Here is a 16,978-nt window from a genome sequence, read left to right on the forward strand (position 1 = left end):
CGTGACCCTCGACTACCAGCCTTCCCAGGAGTCGCTGTCGAAGCTGACGCCGGTGCTCACCAAGCGCTGGCTGTCGCCCGACGCGTGGAAGATCGACGTCTACGAGCGGCTCGACGGCTACACCGCGCTGCGCAAGGCGTTCAAGGCGCACCCTGACGAGCTGATCCAGCTGGTCAAGGACTCGGGCCTGCGCGGCCGCGGCGGCGCCGGCTTCCCCACCGGCATGAAGTGGGGCTTCATCCCGCAGAACGACGGCAAGCCGCACTACCTCGTGGTCAACGCCGACGAGGGCGAGCCGGGCACCTGCAAGGACCTGCCGCTCATGATGGCCGACCCGCACTCGCTGGTGGAAGGCGTCATCATCGCCTCCTACGCGATCCGGGCCAACTTCGCCGCGATCTACATCCGCGGCGAGGCCGTCCACTCCGCCCGCCGGCTGCGGGCCGCGGTCGAGCAGGCGTACGCCAAGGGGTACCTGGGCAAGAACATCCTGGGCAGCGGCTTCGACCTGGACCTGGTCGTCCACAGCGGAGCGGGTGCCTACATCTGCGGCGAGGAGACGGCGCTGCTCGACTCGCTGGAGGGCTACCGCGGCCAGCCCCGGCTGCGCCCGCCGTTCCCGGCGACGCACGGGCTCTACGCGTCGCCGACGGTCGTCAACAACGTCGAGACGATCGCCAGCGTGCCGTACATCGTCCTCGGCGGCTCGGCCTGGTTCCGCAGCATGGGCACCGAGAAGTCGCCCGGCCCGAAGATCTACTCGATCTCGGGGCGGGTCAACAACCCCGGCCAGTTCGAGTGCGGTCTCGGCGTCACGCTGCGGCAGCTCATCGACCTGGCCGGCGGCATGCAGCCCGGCCACGAGCTGAAGTTCTGGACGCCGGGCGGGTCGTCGACGCCGATGCTCACCGACGAGCACCTCGACGTGCCGATGGACTTCGAGGGCATGGCGGGCGTCGGCACGATGCTCGGCACCACCGCCGTCCAGGTGTTCTCCAACCAGGACGACATCGTGTACGCCACGTACCGGTGGATCGCCTTCTACCACCACGAGTCCTGCGGCAAGTGCACCCCGTGCCGCGAGGGCAACTACTGGATGGTGCGGATCCTGCACCGCATCCTCGCCGGCCAGGGCACCGTCCTGGATCTGGACACCCTGCTGGACGCCTGCGACAACCTCCTCGGGCGCTCGTTCTGCGCGCTCGGTGACGGTGCGACCAGCCCGGTGACGTCCTCGATCAAGTACTTCAAGCAGGACTACCTGGACTACATCGAGGGCCGCAAGACCCCGATGTTCAAGGGCGAACTGGTAGGAGCCCACTGATGACGGACGTCGTTCCGAAGGTCGACACGGTCAAGCTGACCATCGACGGCATCGAGGTCGAGGCACCCAAGGGCGCCCTCGTCATCCGGGCCGCCGAGCAGATCGGCATCTCCATCCCCCGTTTCTGCGACCACCCGCTGCTGGCCCCGGCCGGCGCGTGCCGCCAGTGCCTGGTCGACGTGGAGGGCCAGCGCAAGCCGGTCGCGTCCTGCACGCAGCCGGTGGCCGAGGGCATGGTGGTCCGCACCCAGATGACCTCTGAAGTGGCCAAGAAGGCCCAAGAGGGCATCATGGAGTTCCTCCTGATCAACCACCCGCTGGACTGCCCGGTCTGCGACAAGGGCGGCGAGTGCCCCCTGCAGAACCAGGCGATGAGCAACGGCCAGTCCGAGAGCCGGTTCGTCGAGCACAAGCGGGAGTACCCGAAGCCGCTGCCGATCAGCACCCAGGTGCTGCTCGACCGTGAGCGGTGCGTGCTGTGCCAGCGCTGCACCCGGTTCTCCGACGAGATCGCCGGCGACAAGTTCATCGACCTCATGGAGCGCTCGTCCAACGAGCAGATCGGCGTCTTCCGGGGCAACCCGGAGTCGCCCGAGGACGACGCGCCGTTCAACTCGTACTTCTCCGGCAACACGATCCAGATCTGCCCGGTCGGCGCGCTGACCAGCGCGCAGTACCGCTTCCGGGCGCGGCCGTTCGATCTGGTCTCCACGCCGAACGCGTGCGAGCACTGCGCCGCCGGCTGCGACCAGCGGGCCGACCACCGCCGCGGCAAGGTCATGCGCCGCCTGGCGGGCGACGACCCGGCGGTCAACGAGGAGTGGAACTGCGACAAGGGTCGCTTCGCGTTCCAGTACACCCAGGCCACCGACCGGCTGACCACGCCGCTGGTGCGCGACCGCAAGACCGGTGAGCTGCGCGAGGCGAGCTGGCCCGAGGCGCTCACGGTCGCGGCCGCCGGGCTCGCCGCCGCGAAGGACAACGGCGGCGTCGGCGTCCTGACCGGTGGCCGGCTGACGGTCGAGGACGCGTTCGCGTACTCGAAGTTCGCCCGGGTCGCGCTCGGCACCAACGACATCGACTTCCGGGCCCGCCCGCTGTCGGCCGAGGAGACCGAGTTCCTCGGCTCGTCGGTCGCGGGTCGGGTCGAGGTCACGTACGCCGACATCGAGCGGGCCGGCGCGGTCGTCTTCGTCGGGCTGGAGCCCGAGGAGGAGTGCCCGATCATCTTCCTGCGGGCCCGCAAGACCTACCTGAAGCGGGGACTGGCCAGCTACGCGGTCGCCCCGTTCGTCAGCCGCGGGTTCGAGAAGCTCGGCGCGACGGTCATCCTCACCGCGCCCGGCGCCGAGGCGGAGGTGCTCGGCGAGTCCGAGCAGCTGCGCGAGGCGCTGTCGGCCGACGGCGCGATCCTGTTCGTCGGCGAGCGGCTGGCGAGCGTCGAGGGCGGCCTGTCCGCCGCGGCGCGGATCGCCGAGGAGACCGGCGCCAAGCTCGCCTGGGTGCCGCGTCGCGCGGGCGACCGCGGTGCGGTCGAGGCCGGCGCGCTGCCGACCCTGCTGCCCGGTGGCCGCCCGGTCTACGACCCGGCCGCTCGCAGCGAGGTCGCGGCCGCGTGGCAGCTCGACGCGGGTGTCCTGCCCAGCGCCTCGGGCCGCGACACCGACGCGATCATCGCCGCCGCCAAGGCAGGCCAGCTCGGCGCGCTGCTCGTCGGCGGCGTCGACCCGGCCGACCTGGCCGACCCGCAGGCCGCCGAGCAGGCGCTGGACGCGGTCGGCTTCGTGGTCAGCCTGGAGCTGCGGCTCAGCGCCGTCGCGAAGCGCGCCGACGTGGTCCTGCCGATCGCCCCGGCGGTCGAGAAGACCGGCTCGTATGTCAACTGGGAAGGACGGGTCCGCCCGTTCGGCACGGTGCTCAAGACCGCCGCGATGAGCGACGCCCGCGTCCTGGACGCGATCGGCCGCGAGCTCGGCCTCGAGCTGGGGGTCGGCGACGTCGCCGCCGCGCGGGTGCAGCTCGCCGCGCTGGCGGAGCTGCCGCTGCCCGGGACCGCCGAGGCGGGCACCGCGCTGCGCAGCAGTGTCCGGGTCGCGGTGCCGACGGTGGCCGCCGGCACGGCCGCCGCGCCCACCAGCGGCCAGGCGGTCCTCGCGTCCTGGCACCACCTGCTCGACAACGGTTCGCTGCAGGACGGCGACGGCCACCTGGCCGGCACCGCCCGCACGCCGGTCGTGCGGATCTCCAAGAGCACCGCGGCCGACCTCGGGGTCGCCGACGGTGACGCGGTGACGGTCGGCACCGGGCGTGGCGCGATCACCCTGCCGGCACTGGTCACCGACATGGTCGACGGGGTCGTTTGGGTCCCGACGAACTCACCCGGCTCGACCCTGCGCCGCACGCTCGGCGTCGCCGAAGGTGCGCTGGTCGAGATCAGCACTGGGGGTACCAAATCATGATCCTCGCCGAGAACCTCGACCAGTTCGGCAAAGACCCCTGGTGGCTGGTGCTCGCCAAGGTCGTCGTGATCTTCGCGTTCCTGGTCGTCATGACGCTCTTCGCCATCTGGTACGAGCGCAAGGTCGTGGCCCGGATGCAGGTCCGGCCCGGCCCGAACCGCAACGGCCCGTTCGGCCTGCTGCAGTCCCTCGCGGACGGCCTGAAGCTGGCGTTCAAGGAAGACATCATGCCGCGCCTCGCGGACAAGGTCGTCTTCTTCTTCGCCCCGGTGATCTCCACGATCTGCGCGTTCACCGCGTTCTCGGTGATCCCGTTCGGCCCGACGGTCTCGATCTTCGGCACGCACAGCCCGCTGCAGCTCACCGACATCCCGGTGGCCGTCCTGCTGGTGCTGGCCTGCTCGTCGATGGGCATCTACGGCGTCGTGCTCGGCGGCTGGGCCTCCGGCTCGACCTACCCGCTGCTCGGCGGCCTGCGCTCCAGCGCCCAGATGATCTCGTACGAGGTCGCGATGGGCCTGTCGATCGTCTCGGTCTTCCTGGTCTCGGGCACGATGTCCACCTCGCAGATCGTCGAGGGCCAGGCCGGCAACGGCACCGTCGACATCGGCGGCTGGCAGGCCGACCTGCCCGCCTGGTACGGCATCCTGCTCATCCCGAGCTTCCTGATCTACTTCACCTCCGCGGTCGGCGAGACCAACCGGGCCCCGTTCGACCTTCCCGAGGCCGAGTCGGAGCTCGTCGGTGGTTTCCACACCGAGTACTCCTCGCTGAAGTTCGCGCTGTTCTTCCTCGCCGAGTACGTCAACATGGTCACCGTCTCCGGCCTGTGCACGACGCTGTTCCTCGGCGGCTGGCGGGCGCCGTGGCCGATCTCGCTGTGGGACGGCGCCAACCAGGGCTGGTGGCCGGTCCTCTGGTTCACCATCAAGATCCTGCTGCTGCTGTTCGTCTTCGTGTGGCTGCGCGGCACGCTGCCCCGCCTGCGCTACGACCAGTTCATGCGGTTCGGCTGGAAGGTCCTGATCCCGGCCAACCTGATCTGGATCCTTTCGCTCGCCGGCATCCTGCTGACGATCGACAGCGACAGCCTCAGCTCGGGCGGCAAGTTCGGCGTCTCCGTCGCGATCATCGTCGCGGCCCTGGCGCTCGGCTTCGTCGCGATCGCCCTGTCGCGCCGCAACGCCACGGTCGTCGAGATCCCGAAGGCGCACCCGGACGGCCGGGTCGGTGGCAGCAAGGGCTTCCCGCTGCCGCCGCTGAACCTCGAGGTCCCGCCGAGCCCGCGGGCCAAGCTTGTGATCGCCGAGCGGGAGCCCGTCTCGACCGGCAAGGAGAAAGCATGAGCATCGGCGGAACCCTGAAGGGGTTCGGGGTCACCTTCTCGCACATGTTCAAGAAGGTGGTCACCGAGGAGTACCCGGAGCAGCGCAAGCCTCCGGCCCCGCGGTACCACGGCCGGCACATCCTCAACCGCTGGCCGGACGGCCTGGAGAAGTGCATCGGCTGCGAGCTGTGCGCGTGGGCCTGCCCCGCGGACGCGATCTTCGTCGAGGGCGCCGACAACACCGAGGACGAGCGCTTCTCGCCCGGTGAGCGGTACGCCCAGACGTACCAGATCAACTACGCCCGCTGCATCTTCTGCGGTCTGTGCATCGAGGCCTGCCCGACGCGCTCGCTGACCATGAGCAACGAGTACGAGCTGGCCCGCGACAACCGGCGCGACCTGATCTTCACCAAGGAGATGCTGCTCGCGCCGCTGCTGCCCGGCATGGAGCGGCCGCCGCACGACATGCGTCTCGGCGAGACGGAGAAGGACTACTACGTCGGCGCGCTCGAGAACCCCGGCACGTCTGCGGGTGCCGAGCACTACAAGGGGGGTCAGGAATGAACCTCTCCCTGGAGCTGCTGGCCGCCGCCGGTGACGTGAAGGGCGGCGAGGCCGCCACCTTCTGGATCCTCGCTCCGATCGCGGTCCTCGGCGCCATCGGCATGGTCTGGGCCCGCAACGCGGTGCACTCCGCGCTGTTCCTGGTGATCACGATGCTGTGCCTGGGCGTGTTCTACGTCCTGCAGGCCGGCCCGTTCATCGGCATGGTGCAGATCATCGTCTACACCGGCGCCATCATGATGCTGTTCCTGTTCGTGCTGATGCTGGTCGGGCGAGACTCCACGGACTCGCTGATCGAGACACTGCGCGGCCAGCGGATGGTGGCGATCCTGCTCGGCGTCGGGCTGTCGCTGCTGCTGGGCATCGCGCTGTACCGCGCGCTCGGTGACAGCGACCCGAAGGGCCTGACCGAGGCGAACGCCGCCGGCAACGTGACCAGCCTGGCCAAGCTGATCTTCACCAAGTACGTGTACGTGTTCGAGGTGACCTCGGCGCTGCTGATCACGGCGGCGGTGGGCGCGATGATCCTGGCCCACATCCAGAAGAGCCCCGAAGAAAAGATCAGCCAGCCCGAGCGAATGCTCAAGCGGTTCCTGCCGGGCAACTACCCCGCGCCGAAGCCGGGCCCGGGTGTGTTCTCCACCTCCGACTCGGTGGCGACGCCCGCGCGGCTGCCCGACGGCACGCCGTCGGACCGCAGCATCTCCAAGATCCTCCCGACCCGGGAGTTGACGTCGGCAGACGTCGCACCGAAGGGGACCGAGAAGTGACACCGACGTACTACATCGTCCTGGCGTCGATCCTGTTCACGATCGGCGCGGTGGGTGTGCTCATCCGGCGCAACGCGATCGTGCTGTTCATGTGCATTGAGCTCATGCTCAATGCGGCCAACCTTGCGCTGGTCACGTTCAGCCGGATCAACGGCACGCTCGACGGCCAGATCATGGCGTTCTTCGTCATGGTCGTCGCGGCGGCCGAGGTCGTCGTCGGCCTGGCGATCATCATGTCGATCTTCCGGACTCGACGCTCCGCAAGCGTCGACGACGCGAACCTGCTGAAGTACTAGGGAGCGGGTTGTGGAACCAATCGCCTACACGGCGGCGAACGGGTGGCTGGGCACGTTCTGGCTGCTGCCCGCGATCCCGCTGGCCAGCGCGGCAGTGCTGCTGCTGCTCGGCAAGCGCGCCGACCGCTGGGGACACTGGCTCGGCGTGCTCAGCGTCGCCACGTCCTTCGTGCTGGGGCTGACCTACTTCTTCACGCTCCGCGGGCTCGAGAACCGCAGCGGCGTCGAGCTGAAGTTGTGGGACTACATCGGCGTCGGGGACTTCAAGGTCGACCTGGGTCTGCTGTTCGACCCGCTGTCGGCGATGTTCGTCCTGCTGATCACGGGTGTCGGCTCACTGATCCACCTCTACGCGGTGGGTTACATGGACCACGACCCGGGTCGCCGGAAGTTCTTCGGCTACTTCAACCTGTTCGTCGCGGCCATGCTGATGCTGGTCCTCGGCAACAACTACGTGATGCTGTACTTCGGCTGGGAGGGCGTCGGTCTCGCGTCCTACCTGCTGATCTCCTTCTGGTACCTGAAGCCGAGCGCGGCGACCGCCGGTAAGAAGGCGTTCCTCATGAACCGCGTCGGTGACGCCGGTTTCGCGATCGCCATCTTCATGATGTTCGCCTACCTCGGCACGGTCGACTACGCCGAGGTCTTCAACGGCGTGCACAAGCTCAGCAGCGGCGTGGTCCTGGTGATGGCGCTCCTGCTGCTGCTCGGCGCGGCTGGCAAGTCCGGCCAGTTCCCGCTGCAGGCCTGGCTCCCGGACGCCATGGAGGGCCCGACCCCGGTGTCGGCGCTCATCCACGCCGCGACGATGGTCACCGCCGGCGTCTACCTGATCGCCCGGTCCCACCCGATCTTCGACGCCAACTCCACGGCGCAGACGGTCGTCGTGGCGGTCGGCGCGCTGACGCTGCTGATGGGCTGCATCATCGGCGCCGCGAAGGACGACATCAAGCGGGTCCTCGCCTGGTCGACGGTCAGCCAGATCGGCTACATGTTCCTGGGTGTCGGGCTCGGCGGCGCCGCCTACGCGCTCGCGCTGATCCACCTGCTTGCGCACGGCTTCTTCAAGGCCGGCATGTTCCTCGGCGCCGGCTCGGTCATGCATGGCATGCACGACCAGGTCGACATCCGCCGCTTCGGTGGGCTGTGGAAGTACATGAAGATCACCTGGATCACGTTCGGCCTGGGCTGGCTCGCGATCATCGGCTTCCCCGGCCTGTCCGGCTTCTTCTCCAAGGAACCGATCATCGTCGCGGCGTTCGAGCGCGAGGGCTGGACCGCCTGGCTGTTCGGCGGCGCGGCACTGCTCGGCGCCGGGCTGACCGCGTTCTACATGACCCGGCTGTTCTGGCTGACGTTCCACGGCCCGGAGCGCTGGACCGACGACATCCGGCACCCGCACGAGTCGCCGAAGATCATGACGATCCCGCTGATCCTGCTGGCGGTCGGTTCGGTCGGCGCTGGTTACCTGCTGTCGACCTCGGTGCCCGAGTGGCTGACCCCGGTCTACGGCAGCGAGCACGCCGAGCACAAGGCGGTCATGAGCCACCCGCTCATCACCACCCTGTCGATCGTGATGACGTTCGCCGGTGCCGGTCTCGCCATCGCGCTGTTCCGCAAGGGCACCGCCCTGGCCGAGCAGCCGGCCGGCGTGCTGGTCACCGCGGCCCGCAAGAACCTCTACACCGACTCGTTCAACGAGGCGGTCTTCGAGGCGCCCGGCCGCTACCTGACCCGGGCCCTGGTCTACATCGACAACCGCGGCATCGACGGCCTGGTCAACGGCCTCGCCGCGGGTGTGGGCGGCGGCTCCGGCCGGCTCCGCCGTACGCAGACCGGGTTCGTGCGCTCCTATGCCCTGTCCATCCTTGGAGGCGCGGTGCTCGTGGTGGCCGCCATGCTGGCGGTGACGTTCGGATGAGCTCCTTTCCGTATCTGACCGTGCTCACGGTGGCGCCGCTCGTCGGCGCGGCCGGGATCGCGTTCCTGCCCAAGGACAAACCGGAGCTGGCCAAACGCGCCGCCTTCGGCTGGTCGCTGCTGATCCTGGCGCTGACCGTCGGGCTGTGGCTGCAGTTCAAGCCGGCCGGCGAGCGGTTCCAGTTCCGCGAGTCGTACACCTGGATCCCGCAGTGGGGCGCCAAGTTCACCTTCGCGGTCGACGGCATCGCGCTGGTGATGATCGCGTTGATCGCGCTGCTGGTGCCGCTGGTCGTGCTCGCGTCCTGGCACGACGCGGACAAGAGCAAGCGGTCGGTGCCGGCGTACTTCGCGCTGCTGCTGGCCCTTGAAGCCACGATGATCGGCGTCTTCGCCGCGCAGGACGTGTTCCTGTTCTACGTGTTCTTCGAGGTCATGCTCGTGCCGATGTACTTCCTCATCGGTTCCTACGGCGGGCACCAGAAGCAGTACGCGGCGGTCAAGTTCTTCCTGTACTCGCTGGTCGGTGGGCTCTTCATGCTCGCTGCCGTGGTCGGGCTGTGGGTGCTCGGTGGGCACACCTTCGACTGGCAGACGCTGGTGAACGCGGACTTCGGCGTCAACGCCGAGCGCTGGCTGTTCCTCGGCTTCTTCCTCGCCTTCGCGATCAAGGCGCCGTTCTTCCCGTTCCACACCTGGCTGCCCGACGCCGGTGGCGCGGCGCAGGCCGGCTCGGCGGCGCTGCTCGTCGGCGTCATGGACAAGGTCGGCACGTTCGGCATCCTGCGCTACTGCCTGCCGCTGTTCCCCAACGCCTCGAAGCACTTCGCCTGGCTCGGGTTCACGCTCGCACTGGTCGGCATCGTGTACGGGGCGCTGGTGGCCATCGGTCAGCAGGACCTGAAGCGGCTGGTCTCCTACACGTCGATCGCCCACTTCGGCTTCATCGGCATCGGCATCTTCGCCTTCACCACCCAGGCGGGCACCGGCGCGGTGCTGTACATGGTCAACCACGGCCTCGCGACCGGCCTGCTGTTCCTGGTCGTGGGCATGCTGGTGAGCCGCCGCGGCAGCGCGCTGGTGAGCGACTTCGGCGGCGCCGGCAAGCTCGTGCCGGTCCTCGCCGGGGTGTTCTTCATCGCCGGTCTCGCCTCGCTCGCGCTGCCCGGCACGTCGCCGTTCGTCTCGGAGTTCCTGGTGCTGATCGGCACGTTCACCGTGAACAAGACGGTGGCCGTCATCGCCACGGCCGGCATCATCCTGGCCGCCGGCTACGTGCTCTGGATGATCCAGCGCACCACGCAGGGCACCACGAACCCGAAGCTGCTCGAGGTCAAGGCGATGAGCCGGGACCTGTCGCTGCGTGAGGCCGCCGTCGTCACGCCGCTGATCGCGCTGATCATCGTGCTCGGCTTCTACCCGAAGCCGGTCATCGACGTGATCAACCCGGCGATCAAGGCGACGATGACGGACATGCACGTCACCGACCCGAAAGCCACCGCAGGCACCGTGGAGGCCGGCAAGTGAACGACAAACTCCAACTGCCGAACCTGGATTACGCGGCGCTCTCGCCGATGCTGATCCTGTTCGGGGTCGCGTGCATCGGCGTGCTCGTCGAGGGCTTCGTGCCGCGGCGGGTCCGGCATGCCGTGCAGCTGTCCCTGTCGCTGCTCGGTCTCGTCGTGGCGCTGGTGATGGTGATCCGGCAGAGCAACAAGGACCTGATCACGGCGCAGACCGCGGTCGCGATCGACGGCCCGGGCCTGTTCCTGTCCGCCGCGATCATCGTGCTGGGCATCGTGTCGCTGCTGCTGATCGGTGAGCGGTCCCTGGAGACCGGCGGCGCGTTCGTCGCGCAGGCCGCCGTCACCGCCAACACCGACGCCGACCGCGACCAGGCCGCGCGCACGGCCGGCGCGACCGAGGTCTTCCCGCTGACGATGTTCGCGCTCGCCGGCATGCTGCTGTTCTGCACCGCGAACGACCTGCTGGTCATGTTCGTGGCCCTCGAGGTCTTCTCGCTGCCGCTCTACCTGCTGTGCGCGCTGGCCCGCCGCCGGCGGCTGCTGTCGCAGGAGGCCGCGCTCAAGTACTTCCTGCTCGGCTCGTTCGCCTCGGCGTTCTTCCTGTTCGGCATCGCCCTCATCTACGGCTACGCCGGCCAGGTCGACTTCAACGCGATCGACACCGCGATCCAGAACTCGGCCAACGACGACATCCTGCTCTACGTCGGCCTGGCGATGCTCGCCATCGGCCTGCTGTTCAAGGCCGCGGCGGTGCCGTTCCACGTGTGGACCCCTGACGTCTACCAGGGCGCGCCGACGCCGGTCACCGCACTCATGGCGGCCTGCACGAAGGTCGCGGCGTTCGGTGGCCTGCTGCGGCTGGTCTACGTGGGCTTCCACCGCACCGAGTGGGAGTTGCAGCAGGTGCTCGGCACAGTGGCGGTCCTCACCATGCTCGTCGGCGCGATCCTGGCCGTGACCCAGACCGACATCAAGCGGCTGCTGGCCTACTCCTCGATCGCGAACGCCGGCTACCTGCTCCTGGGCGTGCTGTCGGTGTCCGAGCGGGGGCTGTCCAGCTCGATGTTCTACCTGGTCGCCTACGGATTCACGGTCCTCGCCGCGTTCGCCGTGGTGACCCTGGTCCGTGACGCCGACGGCGAGGCGACCCACCTGTCCCGCTGGGCCGGGCTCGGGCGGCGCTCGCCGCTGTATGCGTCGCTGTTCACGTTCATCCTGCTGGCCTTCGCCGGTCTGCCGCTGACCAGCGGTTTCACCGCGAAGTTCGGCATCTTCGCGGCGGCGATCGATGCCGGTCAGACCTGGCTGGTGATCGCCGGCGTGGTGAGCAGCGCCATTCTGGCCTTCCCCTATCTGCGAGTGGTCGTCATGATGTGGCTGTCGGAGCCGGGCGAGACGACCCCTGCGGTGTCGATCCCGGGCGCGATGACAGCAGCGGCGCTGGTCATCGGGACCGTCGCGACGCTGGTGCTCGGCGTTGCCCCGAGCGTCTTGATCGAGGCGACCGAGCACGCGGGATTATTCCTCGGCAAATAAGGGCCTGCGCGCCGCGACGTCCCCAGTGGTCAACCACGTGGGGACGTCGCTGTAAGAGGGCGCCGCTAGCTGATCGGACAGGCTATGGCATCGTTGGAGCTGTGGTGAGTACGGGAACCGTGCAATCGGGTGCGTCTGTCGGCTTGACCTTCGCCGACCCGGCGTTGGAAAGCAGCGTCATGGCGATCCTCAAGGACGTCGAGACGGTGCTGGTCGAGTCCGTCGACAGCGCCAACCCGCTGGTGACCGAGGCGGCCCGCCACCTGCTCAACGCGGGTGGCAAGCGGTTCCGGCCGATGCTCGTGGCGCTCGCCGCGCACTTCGGCGACCCGTCCGCGCGTGAGGTCGTGCTGGCCGGCGCGGTGGTCGAGCTGACCCACCTCGCCACGCTGTACCACGACGACGTCATGGACGAGGCCGCCGTGCGCCGCGGCGCGCCCAGCGCCAACTCGCGCTGGGGCAACTCGCTGGCGATCCTCATCGGCGACTACCTGTTCGCCCGCGCCGCCGCCGTCGCCACCGAGCTCGGGCTCGACGCGGTCAAGATCCAGTCGAGCACGTTCTCCCGGCTCGTGCACGGCCAGGTGGCCGAGACCGCCGGCCCGCTGCAGGGCGAGGACGCGATCTCGCACTACCTGCGGGTCATCTCGCAGAAGACCGGCTCGCTGATCTCGACCAGCGCCCGGTTCGGCGGCATGTTCGGCGGCTGCTCCGCCGAGGAGATCGAAGCCCTGGCCACGTTCGCCGAGACGTTCGGCATCGCGTTCCAGCTCTCCGACGACCTGATCGACATCGCCAGCGAGAGCACCCAGTCGGGCAAGACCCCCGGCACCGACCTCCGTGAGGGTGTGCCGACGCTGCCCGTGCTCTATGCACTCGCGTCCGGCGACGACGACGCCGCCTCGATCCGGCTCCGCGAGATCCTCTCGGCGGGCCCGGTCACCGACGACGCGTTGCACGCGGAGGCGCTGACGCTGCTGCGGGAGTCCGCGGCGCTGAAGCAGGCCAGGGAGACCGTCCGGGGCTACGCGGACCGGGCCCGGGCGTCGCTTGCCCCGCTGCCGCAGGTGCCGGCGCGGGTCGCGCTGGAGTCGCTCTGCGACTTCATCGCCGACCGCACCAACTGATCATCTCCGCCTTCACCGGTGCGGCGCGTCGCCGCACCGGTGAACGGGTTGCGTCGACACATTGCTCAGTGCAACCTGGCGCCGATACCTGCCCCCACAACATCTCGCAACGGCGTGATGACAGCCAGGAGTGGCGGCGCAGCACTCGCCAGGAGGTTACTCAAGCGCGAGCTCTCTACTTACACAGATATCAGCTAACACGGTAGGGCGATACTTACGTTGCTCGGCGTGTCGCCACCATGACTGCACATCACGGGTGTCCGGAATGAGCTATTCATCGCTATGTGTAGAGCGCTCGGATTCCCTCACCTCGCGCCATAAATGATCAAACTGTTCCCTGGACCATCTCCAGTTTCATATGGTGTGAATCCAGTTACTGCTGCGGCTGGGGAGGGCGGCGGTGCGGGATCCACAGGCCGAACCCTCGGACCTCATCCGGAGCGTGTCGAGGGCACTACGAGTCTTGGAGGCCGTGGGTCAATCACCACGCGGCCTCACTGTGAAGCAGATCGCCCGGCGATGTGACTTCACGGTCGCTACTACCTACCACCTCGTGCGCACCCTTGCCTACGAGGGCTACGTCATCCGGCGTGAGAACGGCACCTACGTGGTCGGCCTGGAGATCGCCGACCGCTACCGGGAGCTGGTCCTCGCGTTCCGGGGGCCCAGCGCCGTCACGGACCGGCTGCGCCGGGCCGCCGCGGAGACGGGCTACAGCCACTACCTCGGGCGCTTCATCGGCGGCAGGATCGCCGTCACGGCGGCCGCGGAAGGGCCACGGACCCCGCCGCTCGACGAGCTGGTGCCGGGCTACGACGACGCCGCACACGCGACGGCGTTGGGCAAGGCGCTGCTCGCGACGATGAGCGCGGATCAGCGGTGGCGCTTCCTGAAGGAATACGGGATGCGGGCGTACACCTCGGCGACCCTGACATCACCGGAGGCCCTGGATTCCGATCTGGCCGCCGGCGACCGCCGGGGCATGCAGATCGAGATCGGCCAGTTCCGCCAGGGACTCGCCTGCGCGGCGGTCATGGTGGTCAACGACCGGGACCCGGACCGCCGGGTCGTCCTGGCCTGCGCGCTGCCGCCCGCGGAGCTGATGTCCTCGGCCAAGGTGGTGCGGACCAGGCTGCTCGCCACCGCCCACCACCTGGCGACGGTGCTGGCCGAATAGGCTCTTCGCAAGGGCGCCCCCACATGGTGGGGGCGCCCTTCTGCGCACCCTGGATGTCGGGTGGATGACATGTGACGCCGCCTTGAACCGCTGTGCGTATTAGTGCGTAGAAGCCAGTGGAAGGGATGCGGATAGTGCCAAAGCGTGAGTACAGACGATGCTGACCTGCTGCTGAAGGCGCTCCACAAGGAGCACGGAGATGCCCTGTTCGCCCATGCGCTGCGACTGACGAGCGGAGACCGCCAACGGGCCGAGGACCTCGTGCAGGAAACCCTGCTGCGGGCCTGGCAACACCCGGAGGCGCTCGACCCGGCCCGCGGCTCGGTGCGGGCCTGGCTCTTCACCACCGCTCGGAACCTTGCCATCGACGCGTGGCGGCGACGCTCCGCGCGGGTGGGCGAGGTCTTCACCGACCAGATGCCGGAGTCCCCGGTCGTGGTCGACGAGACCGAGCGCGCGGTGGAGTCCTGGGTCCTGGCGGAGGCACTGACCCGACTTTCCCGACCGCACCGCGAGGTCCTGGTGGAGACGTTCTACCAGGGACGCTCGGTCGCCGAGGCGGCCGAACGGCTGGGCGTGCCCCCGGGCACCGTCAAGTCGCGGACCTACTACGCACTGCGTTCGCTGAAGGTCGTTCTGGAGGAGTTGGGGGTGAGCAATGAGGTGTGAGCACCTCCATGACTCGGCGGTCTACGTGCTGGGGGCGCTGTCGCCGCCGGAGCGCGAGGCGTATGAGCGGCACCTCGTGGACTGCGAGGAGTGCCGGGCGGAAGTGGCCGAGTTCGGTGAGCTGCCGGAGCTGCTCGGCAAACTGGACCCGGACGTCGCGCAGGCACTCGCCACCCCCGGCTGGGCCGGGCCGTCGGCCGCGCCCGTCGACGGTTCCTCGGCCGGGCCCGTTGACGGTGCTTCGGCCGGGCCCGTTGACGCCGCTTGGGCCGGGCCGTCGGCCGTGCCCGCCGAGGCTTCCTGGGCCGGGCCGTCCGTGGCGGCCGCGGCTGACCCCCTGCTGCCCCGCGTGCTCGACCGGGCCCAGCGCAGCCGGCGCATCGAACGGCGGCGCCGCCGCTGGCAGAGTGCCGGGACCGCGCTCGTCGCCGCCTGCCTCGGCGTGCTCGCCGTGCTCGGGGTGCGCTCCGCCGGGGTCGGACAGCCGGATTTCGTTGCCATGCAGGAGGTTTCGGCCACGGTGCCGGTGACCGCCAGCCTTGCCCTGGAGGGCGAGGCCGACGGGACCCTCGTGCGGATGCAGTGCGCGTACAAACCGGCCGCCGCGGCTCACGGCAAGTGGACCTACAAGCTCTATGTGGTCCCTCGCACCGGCGAGCCGGAGGAACTCGACTCCTGGACCGCCGGCGTCGGCGACGAGTATGAGCTCAAGGCCCACAGCCGGTTCCAGCGCGGCGACATCCAGAAGATCGAGATCCGCAAGGGCGACGGCACGCCGTTGCTCGTCCTCAACGCCTGAAGCGCGCAGTACTCACACCGGTTGGGCGGCCACCGTCTCCTCGACGGCGGCCGCCCTTTCCGCTCTGCGCTGCCGCCCGTGCCGGATCGCGTCCCAGGTGAAGATCGCCAGGGCGCACCAGACGATGACGAACCCGGCCAGCCGCCCCGCCGGCATCGGCTCGTGGAACACCAGCACGCCGAGGATCAGCTGCAGCGTCGGCGTCAGGTACTGCAGGATCCCGAGCCCGGACAGTGGCACCCGGTTCGCCGCCTCCGCGAACAGCAGCAACGGCACCGCGGTCAGCAGACCACTGCCCGCCAGCAGCACGGTGTGCCAGGTCGACACCGTGCCGAACGTCTCCTCATGCCGCGACGCCAGCCAGGCCAGAAACCCGACCGCGGGCAGCGACAGCACCGCCGATTCCAGGAACAGACCCTCGCCGGCCGGCAGCCCCAGCCGTTTCTTGATCAAGCTGTACGTGCCGAACGACCCGGCGAGCGTCAACGCGATCCACGGCAACTGTCCGTAGTCCACGCTCAGCACCACGACGGCGATCGTGCCGACTCCGAGGGCCACCCACTGCATCCGGCGCAGGCGCTCGCGCAGCACCAGTACACCGAGCAAGATGACGAACAACGGGTTGATGAAATACCCCAGTGACGCCTCGACCACCCGGTCCGTGTCCACGGCGAAGATGTAGACACCCCAGTTGACCGCGATGAACACGGCGGCTGCGGAGATCCCGGCCAGCCGCTTCGCGTCCTTGATCAGCGCCCCGAGCGTCCGCCATCGCGCCAGCACGGTCAGCAGCACCGTCACCGAGAGCAGCGACCACACGATCCGGTGCGCGAGCACCTCAACCGCCCCGGACGGCCGCAGAGCCCGGAAGTACAGGGGGAAGACACCCCACATGATGTTTGCGGACAATGCGGACAAATACCCACGGCGTAGCGGTTCCACATCGCTAACCGTAAGGGGCGGTCGGCCAACCGCCCCTCACCGGGTCATTCTGGTGTGCTCTTTGCTACCGGTAGTTCTGCGGGCGGTACTGCTGGCGGGGCGGCGGAGGAGGCTGACGACGGCTGTTGTTCCTGTCCTTGTCGCCGCCGTCGGGGATGACGAGGTTGATGACCCAGCTGACGATCCCGATGAACAGCGCCCCGAGCACCGCGGTCGGCCAGAACTCGTCGACGTGGAACGCGAGGTCGAACTGCTCGGCGATCCAGCTCGTGAGCATCAGCAGCAACCCGTTGACGACCAGCGAGATCAGCCCGAGCGTCAGCAGATACGCCCAGCACCCGATGGTCTTGATGATCGGCCGCAGCACGGCGTTCACGATCCCGAAGATCGCGGCGACGACGAGCACGGTGAGCACCTTGCGCCCGGTCGTCCCCTCAACAGTGATGCCGTCGATCACCAGCGTGGCCAGCCAAACCGTGAACGCGCTCACGGCGAGCCGGATGAGGATTCCCATGCGGGTGATCGTGCCACGCTGCGCCTAC

Annotated in this window: 14 protein-coding genes and 1 pseudogene; 13 read left to right on the top strand and 2 right to left on the bottom strand. The window is 68.8% G+C overall.

The features are described 5' to 3' along the window. The first annotated feature begins 1 nt into the window (after position 1). From nuoF to ACFPIJ_RS23170, 13 genes are all read left to right on the top strand, one after another. Positions 2-1,324 carry an NADH-quinone oxidoreductase subunit NuoF gene (gene nuoF, locus ACFPIJ_RS23110; RefSeq protein ID WP_380117260.1) on the top strand — a complete coding sequence of 441 codons (1,323 nt, stop codon included), beginning with the start codon at positions 2-4 and terminating at the stop codon, positions 1,322-1,324. Then, entirely contained in the window at positions 1,324-3,783 is a 2,460-nt protein-coding gene (locus ACFPIJ_RS23115; RefSeq protein WP_380117261.1) for an NADH-quinone oxidoreductase subunit G, read from the top strand. Before nuoF ends, ACFPIJ_RS23115 begins: the two co-directional genes overlap by 1 nt. Then, positions 3,780-5,129 (top strand): NADH-quinone oxidoreductase subunit NuoH, encoded by a 1,350-nt coding sequence (gene nuoH, locus ACFPIJ_RS23120; protein ID WP_380117262.1) that lies wholly within the window; start codon positions 3,780-3,782, stop codon positions 5,127-5,129. The genes ACFPIJ_RS23115 and nuoH overlap by 4 nt, the downstream gene beginning before the upstream one ends. Further along, positions 5,126-5,674: an NADH-quinone oxidoreductase subunit NuoI gene (gene nuoI / locus ACFPIJ_RS23125; protein ID WP_380117263.1), complete on the top strand. Its 549-nt coding sequence runs from the start codon at positions 5,126-5,128 to the stop codon at positions 5,672-5,674. Before nuoH ends, nuoI begins: the two co-directional genes overlap by 4 nt. Continuing rightward, on the top strand, positions 5,671-6,444 hold the full coding sequence (locus tag ACFPIJ_RS23130; protein WP_380117264.1) for an NADH-quinone oxidoreductase subunit J: 774 nt from the start codon (positions 5,671-5,673) through the stop codon (positions 6,442-6,444). Before nuoI ends, ACFPIJ_RS23130 begins: the two co-directional genes overlap by 4 nt. After that, positions 6,441-6,740: an NADH-quinone oxidoreductase subunit NuoK gene (nuoK, locus tag ACFPIJ_RS23135; RefSeq protein ID WP_033363255.1), complete on the top strand. Its 300-nt coding sequence runs from the start codon at positions 6,441-6,443 to the stop codon at positions 6,738-6,740. The genes ACFPIJ_RS23130 and nuoK overlap by 4 nt, the downstream gene beginning before the upstream one ends. Before the next feature lie 10 nt (positions 6,741-6,750). Continuing rightward, positions 6,751-8,661, top strand: a complete 1,911-nt coding sequence (gene nuoL / locus ACFPIJ_RS23140; RefSeq protein WP_380117265.1) for an NADH-quinone oxidoreductase subunit L — start codon at positions 6,751-6,753, stop codon at positions 8,659-8,661. After that, complete coding sequence (locus ACFPIJ_RS23145; RefSeq protein WP_380117266.1) at positions 8,658-10,187, top strand: NADH-quinone oxidoreductase subunit M; 1,530 nt, start codon at positions 8,658-8,660, stop codon at positions 10,185-10,187. The genes nuoL and ACFPIJ_RS23145 overlap by 4 nt, the downstream gene beginning before the upstream one ends. Next, complete coding sequence (nuoN, locus tag ACFPIJ_RS23150; protein ID WP_380117267.1) at positions 10,184-11,722, top strand: NADH-quinone oxidoreductase subunit NuoN; 1,539 nt, start codon at positions 10,184-10,186, stop codon at positions 11,720-11,722. The genes ACFPIJ_RS23145 and nuoN overlap by 4 nt, the downstream gene beginning before the upstream one ends. Before the next feature lie 104 nt (positions 11,723-11,826). Beyond that, a complete protein-coding gene (locus tag ACFPIJ_RS23155) occupies positions 11,827-12,849 on the top strand; it encodes a polyprenyl synthetase family protein (protein WP_380117268.1) in 1,023 nt (340 codons plus the stop codon). 400 nt (positions 12,850-13,249) lie between these two features. Then, positions 13,250-14,026, top strand: coding sequence for an IclR family transcriptional regulator (locus ACFPIJ_RS23160; protein ID WP_203849534.1), 777 nt, complete (start codon positions 13,250-13,252; stop codon positions 14,024-14,026). Between the two features lie 144 nt (positions 14,027-14,170). Further along, a complete protein-coding gene (locus ACFPIJ_RS23165; protein ID WP_380117269.1) occupies positions 14,171-14,695 on the top strand; it encodes a sigma-70 family RNA polymerase sigma factor in 525 nt (174 codons plus the stop codon). Then, the gene (locus ACFPIJ_RS23170; RefSeq protein WP_380117270.1) at positions 14,685-15,494 is read left to right on the top strand and encodes an anti-sigma factor family protein; all 810 of its coding nucleotides are present in this window, start codon (positions 14,685-14,687) and stop codon (positions 15,492-15,494) included. The genes ACFPIJ_RS23165 and ACFPIJ_RS23170 overlap by 11 nt, the downstream gene beginning before the upstream one ends. Before the next feature lie 12 nt (positions 15,495-15,506). Here ACFPIJ_RS23170 and rarD read toward each other — a convergent pair whose 3' ends face one another. Continuing rightward, a complete protein-coding gene (gene rarD, locus ACFPIJ_RS23175; RefSeq protein ID WP_380117271.1) occupies positions 15,507-16,436 on the bottom strand; it encodes an EamA family transporter RarD in 930 nt (309 codons plus the stop codon). A 154-nt stretch (positions 16,437-16,590) separates the two neighbouring features. Further along, positions 16,591-16,950: pseudogene (locus ACFPIJ_RS23180) on the bottom strand (phage holin family protein); the annotation flags it as partial. Positions 16,951-16,978 lie beyond the last annotated feature (28 nt).

It is taken from the genome of Dactylosporangium cerinum, assembly GCF_042653625.1.
Classification (GTDB): domain Bacteria; phylum Actinomycetota; class Actinomycetes; order Mycobacteriales; family Micromonosporaceae; genus Dactylosporangium; species Dactylosporangium cerinum.

Bases quoted from the DNA above. Each gene is read 5' to 3' on its own strand.
- ACFPIJ_RS23115 (WP_380117261.1), top strand. From the start codon at position 1,324: ATGACGGACGTCGTTCCGAAGGTCGACACGGTCAAGCTGACCATCGAC.
- nuoH (WP_380117262.1), top strand. From the start codon at position 3,780: ATGATCCTCGCCGAGAACCTCGACCAGTTCGGCAAAGACCCCTGGTGG.
- nuoI (WP_380117263.1), top strand. From the start codon at position 5,126: ATGAGCATCGGCGGAACCCTGAAGGGGTTCGGGGTCACCTTCTCGCAC.
- ACFPIJ_RS23130 (WP_380117264.1), top strand. From the start codon at position 5,671: ATGAACCTCTCCCTGGAGCTGCTGGCCGCCGCCGGTGACGTGAAGGGC.
- ACFPIJ_RS23145 (WP_380117266.1), top strand. From the start codon at position 8,658: ATGAGCTCCTTTCCGTATCTGACCGTGCTCACGGTGGCGCCGCTCGTC.
- ACFPIJ_RS23170 (WP_380117270.1), top strand. From the start codon at position 14,685: ATGAGGTGTGAGCACCTCCATGACTCGGCGGTCTACGTGCTGGGGGCG.